The organism is Arenibacter aquaticus (assembly GCF_003957295.1).
Classification (GTDB): Bacteria; Bacteroidota; Bacteroidia; order Flavobacteriales; family Flavobacteriaceae; genus Arenibacter; species Arenibacter aquaticus.
Genome location: NZ_RQPJ01000014.1, coordinates 1717 through 6722 on the forward strand (window position 1 = coordinate 1717; position 5006 = coordinate 6722).

At 51.7% G+C, this 5006-nt stretch carries 8 protein-coding genes; all 8 read left to right on the forward strand.

All coding sequences use genetic code 11. The annotated features are described in order from the left end of the window. Positions 1-332 precede the first annotated feature (332 nt). Positions 333-653 (forward strand): hypothetical protein, encoded by a 321-nt coding sequence (locus EHW67_RS20525; protein ID WP_202911977.1) that lies wholly within the window; start codon positions 333-335, stop codon positions 651-653. Between the two features lie 12 nt (positions 654-665). Then, entirely contained in the window at positions 666-2240 is a 1575-nt protein-coding gene (locus tag EHW67_RS20530; RefSeq protein WP_202911978.1) for a hypothetical protein, read from the forward strand. A 90-nt stretch (positions 2241-2330) separates the two neighbouring features. Continuing rightward, positions 2331-2489: a hypothetical protein gene (locus EHW67_RS20535; protein WP_202911979.1), complete on the forward strand. Its 159-nt coding sequence runs from the start codon at positions 2331-2333 to the stop codon at positions 2487-2489. A 30-nt stretch (positions 2490-2519) separates the two neighbouring features. Next, on the forward strand, positions 2520-3182 hold the full coding sequence (locus tag EHW67_RS20540; protein WP_202911980.1) for a hypothetical protein: 663 nt from the start codon (positions 2520-2522) through the stop codon (positions 3180-3182). Positions 3183-3194: 12 nt separating this feature from the next. Then, on the forward strand, positions 3195-3560 hold the full coding sequence (locus EHW67_RS20545; RefSeq protein ID WP_202911981.1) for a hypothetical protein: 366 nt from the start codon (positions 3195-3197) through the stop codon (positions 3558-3560). 21 nt (positions 3561-3581) lie between these two features. Then, entirely contained in the window at positions 3582-4118 is a 537-nt protein-coding gene (locus tag EHW67_RS20755; protein ID WP_238389935.1) for a hypothetical protein, read from the forward strand. 30 nt (positions 4119-4148) lie between these two features. Further along, positions 4149-4298, forward strand: coding sequence for a hypothetical protein (locus tag EHW67_RS20760; RefSeq protein ID WP_238389936.1), 150 nt, complete (start codon positions 4149-4151; stop codon positions 4296-4298). 30 nt (positions 4299-4328) lie between these two features. Beyond that, positions 4329-5006, forward strand: a 678-nt coding sequence (locus EHW67_RS20765) for a hypothetical protein (protein WP_238389937.1), incomplete at its 3' end; no start/stop codon positions are given.

The window sequence follows — 5006 nt, forward strand, 5'->3', positions numbered from 1 at the left end:
TGAGCAAGGTATTCAAGGTGAAACCGGAGCTACTGGTGCTAAAGGTGACACAGGTGCTCAGGGAGAACAAGGTATTCAAGGTGAGACTGGTGAGAAAGGTGAAACTGGAGCTACCGGAGAGAAAGGTGATACCGGTGCTACTGGTGCGACCGGAGCTCAAGGAGAACAAGGATTAAAAGGAGACACTGGAGCTACTGGTGCACAAGGTATCCAAGGTGAGAAAGGTGATACCGGAGCTCAGGGAGAACAAGGTATTCAAGGTGAGACCGGAGCTACTGGTGCGACCGGCGCTCAAGGAGAACAAGGATTAAAAGGAGACACTGGAGCTACTGGTGCACAAGGTATCCAAGGTGAGAAAGGTGATACTGGAGCTACTGGTGCCAAAGGAGACCAAGGTATCCAAGGAGAGACTGGAGCCACTGGAGAGAAAGGCGACAAAGGAGCAACTGGAGAAAAAGGAGACAAAGGAGATACAGGAGCACAAGGAATTCAGGGTGAGAAAGGTGAAACTGGGGCTACTGGTGCTACAGGTGCAACCGGAGAAAAAGGTGAGACCGGAGCTACTGGAGAGAAAGGTGACAAGGGAGATCAAGGTACCCAAGGAGAGACCGGTGCCACTGGTGCAACCGGCGCTCAAGGAGAACAAGGATTAAAAGGAGCCACTGGTGCGACCGGAGCCAAAGGAGATACAGGAGCTCAAGGTGATCAAGGAATTCAGGGTGAAAAAGGTGAAACCGGAGCTACTGGTGAGAAAGGTGAAACCGGAGCCACTGGAGCAACGGGTGCTACTGGAGCAAAAGGTGACAAGGGAGATCAAGGAATCCAAGGTGAGAAAGGTAATACTGGAGCTACTGGTGCTACAGGTGCCCAAGGTACCCAAGGAGAGACTGGAGCTACTGGAGAAAAAGGAGACAAAGGAGATACCGGTGCTCAGGGTGAGCAAGGAATCCAAGGTGAAAAAGGTGACACTGGTGCTACAGGTGCCAAAGGAGATCAAGGAGAACAAGGAATCCAAGGTGAGCAAGGTATTCAAGGTGAGACCGGTGCCACTGGTGCAAAAGGTGCAACAGGAGAGAAAGGTGATAAAGGAGCTACTGGAGCAACAGGTGCTACCGGAGAAAAAGGTGACAAGGGAGATCAAGGAATCCAAGGTGAGAAAGGTAACACCGGAGCTACTGGTGCTCAAGGAGCCCAAGGTATCCAGGGTGAAAAAGGTGATACTGGTGCAACGGGTGCAACTGGAGAGAAAGGTGAGACCGGAGCTACTGGAGCAACTGGAGAAAAAGGTGAAACTGGAGCTCAAGGTGAGCAAGGAATCCAAGGTGAGACCGGTGCAACGGGTGCAACTGGAGAAAAAGGTGATACCGGAGCTACTGGAGCAACTGGAGAAAAAGGTGAAACCGGAGCTACTGGTGCTCAAGGAGCCCAAGGTATCCAGGGTGAAAAAGGTGATACTGGAGCTCAGGGAGAACAAGGTATCCAAGGTGAGAAAGGTGAAACTGGAGCTACTGGTGCCACAGGAGATCAAGGTATCCAAGGTGAAAAAGGTGAAACTGGAGCTCAAGGAGAACAAGGAGTTCAGGGTGAGAAAGGTGACAAAGGAGAACAAGGTATCCAAGGAGAGACTGGTGCAACGGGTGCTCAGGGTGAGAAAGGTGACACTGGAGCCAAAGGTGATAAAGGAGATACTGGTGCAACGGGTGCTACAGGAGCCACTGGTGCAACCGGAGCCAAAGGAGATCAAGGTATCCAAGGTGAAAAAGGTGACAAGGGTGACACTGGAGCTCAAGGAGAACAAGGTATTCAAGGTGAGAAAGGCGACAAAGGAGATACTGGTGCAACGGGTGCAACTGGAGAGAAAGGTGATAAAGGTGAAACTGGAGCTACTGGTGCTAAGGGTGACACAGGAGATCAAGGTGAGCAAGGAATCCAAGGTGAAAAAGGTGACACAGGTGCAACTGGTGCTACAGGTGCTACTGGAGCCACTGGAGAAAAAGGTGACCAAGGTATTCAAGGTGAAACCGGAGCAACTGGAGAGAAAGGTGAAAAAGGAGAACAAGGTATCCAAGGAGAGACTGGCGCTACAGGTGCGACCGGAGCTCAAGGAGAACAAGGTATTCAAGGTGAAACCGGAGCTACTGGTGCACAAGGAGAACAAGGTATTCAGGGTGAAAAAGGTGATAAAGGAGATACTGGCGCAACTGGAGAGAAAGGTGAAACAGGAGCTACTGGTGCTATAGGTGCAACCGGAGCTCAAGGAGAACAAGGAATCCAGGGTGAAAAAGGAGACAAGGGTGACACTGGTGCTCAGGGAGAACAAGGTCTAAAAGGTGAAAAAGGAGACACTGGTGCCCAAGGTATCCAAGGTGAAACTGGAGCCACTGGAGCCAAAGGTGAGCAAGGTATTCAAGGTGAAAAAGGTGATACAGGGGCCCAAGGTATCCAAGGTGAGACTGGAGCTACCGGTGCTAAAGGAGAACAAGGATTAAAAGGAGACACAGGAGCCCAAGGTATCCAAGGTGAAAAAGGTGACAAAGGAGATACAGGTGCAACGGGTGCAACCGGAGAAAAAGGTGAGACCGGAGATACTGGTGCTACTGGAGCAAAAGGTGATACGGGTGCTACTGGAGCCACTGGCGAAAAAGGTGACAAAGGAGATACAGGAGCTACTGGTGCTGCCGGAGAGAAAGGTGACAAGGGTGACACTGGTGCTACAGGTGCAACCGGAGCCCAAGGTGAGCAAGGTATCCAAGGTGAGACTGGAGCTACCGGTGCTAAAGGAGATACCGGAGCCACTGGCGCAACAGGTGCGACCGGAGCAAAAGGAGATCAAGGAGAACAAGGAATCCAAGGTGAGCAAGGTATTCAAGGTGAAAAAGGTGAAACCGGAGCAAAAGGAGACCAAGGTATTCAAGGTGAGACTGGAGCCAAAGGTGATAAAGGAGATACAGGAGCCACTGGCGAGAAAGGTGAAACCGGTGCTCAAGGAGAACAAGGTATTCAAGGTGAAACTGGTGCAACGGGTGCAACCGGAGCCAAAGGCGACAAGGGAGACACAGGAGCCCAAGGAATCCAAGGTGAAAAAGGAGATAAGGGTGACACTGGATCTCAAGGAGAACAAGGTATTCAGGGTGAGAAAGGTGAAACCGGAGCAACCGGCGCTCAAGGAGAACAAGGATTAAAAGGAGAGACTGGTGCTACAGGAGCCAAAGGCGACAAGGGAGACACAGGAGCCCAAGGAGAACAAGGTATTCAAGGTGAAACCGGTGCAACCGGAGCCAAAGGTGACAAAGGAGATACAGGAGCCCAAGGTGAGAAAGGTGATACTGGAGCAACCGGAGCAACTGGAGAGAAAGGTGATACTGGAGCTACCGGAGAGAAAGGTGATACCGGTGCTACTGGAGCCACTGGTGAAAAAGGTGAAACCGGTGCTACTGGTGCTCAAGGAGCCCAAGGTATCCAGGGTGAAAAAGGTGATACTGGAGCTCAGGGAGAACAAGGTATTCAAGGTGAGACCGGAGCTACTGGTGGGACCGGCGCTCAAGGAGAACAAGGATTAAAAGGAGACACTGGAGCTACTGGTGCACAAGGTATCCAAGGTGAGAAAGGTGAGACTGGTGCCACAGGTGCAACCGGAGAAAAAGGTGAGACCGGAGCTACTGGAGAAAAAGGAGACAAAGGAGATACCGGAGCTACTGGTGCACAAGGTATCCAAGGTGAGACCGGTGCCACTGGTGCTACAGGTGCGACCGGAGCCAAAGGAGACCAAGGTATTCAAGGTGAAACCGGAGCAACCGGAGCCAAAGGTGACAAGGGTGACACTGGAGCTCAAGGAGAACAAGGAGTTCAGGGTGAGAAAGGTGACAAAGGAGAACAAGGTATCCAAGGAGAGACTGGTGCAACGGGTGCTCAGGGTGAGAAAGGTGACACTGGAGCCAAAGGTGATAAAGGAGATACTGGTGCAACGGGTGCAACTGGAGAAAAAGGTGATACCGGTGCTACTGGTGAGAAAGGTGCAACCGGAGAGAAGGGTGACACTGGAGCTCAAGGAGAACAAGGAGTTCAGGGTGAGAAAGGTGAGACCGGTGCTACTGGCGCTCAAGGAGAACAAGGATTAAAAGGAGATACTGGAGCTACTGGAGAGAAAGGTGACACCGGAGCTACTGGTGCACAAGGTATCCAAGGAGAGACCGGTGCTACAGGTGCGACCGGAGCCAAAGGAGATCAAGGTGAGCAAGGTGTTCAAGGTGAAACCGGAGCAACCGGAGCAACCGGCGCTCAAGGAGAACAAGGATTAAAAGGAGACACTGGCGCAACTGGAGAGAAAGGTGACAAAGGAGATCAAGGTATCCAAGGTGACAAAGGAGATACAGGAGCCCAAGGTATCCAAGGTGAAAAAGGTGACTCCGGAGAAAAAGGAGACAAAGGAGATACCGGTGCTCAGGGTGAGCAAGGAATCCAAGGAGAGAAAGGTGAAACTGGAGCCAAAGGTGACAAAGGAGACACTGGCGCAACTGGAGAGAAAGGTGACAAAGGAGATCAAGGTATCCAAGGTGAGAAAGGTGACACCGGAGCTACTGGTGCTACAGGTGCGACCGGAGCCAAAGGAGATACAGGAGCTCAAGGTGATCAAGGAATTCAGGGTGAAAAAGGTGAAACCGGAGCTACTGGTGCCAAAGGAGATCAAGGTGACCAAGGTATTCAAGGTGAGACTGGTGCCACAGGTGCAAACGGAGAAAAAGGTGAGACCGGAGCTACTGGAGAAAAAGGAGACAAAGGAGATACCGGTGCTCAGGGTGAGCAAGGAATCCAGGGTGAGAAAGGTGATACTGGAGCCCAAGGTGAGCAAGGTATTCAAGGTGACACAGGTGCAACTGGTGCTACTGGTGCTACTGGAGCCACTGGAGAAAAAGGTGACCAAGGTATTCAAGGTGAAACCGGAGCAACTGGAGAGAAAGGTGACAAAGGAGATACTGGAGCCACTGGAGCCAAAGGTGACAAGGGTG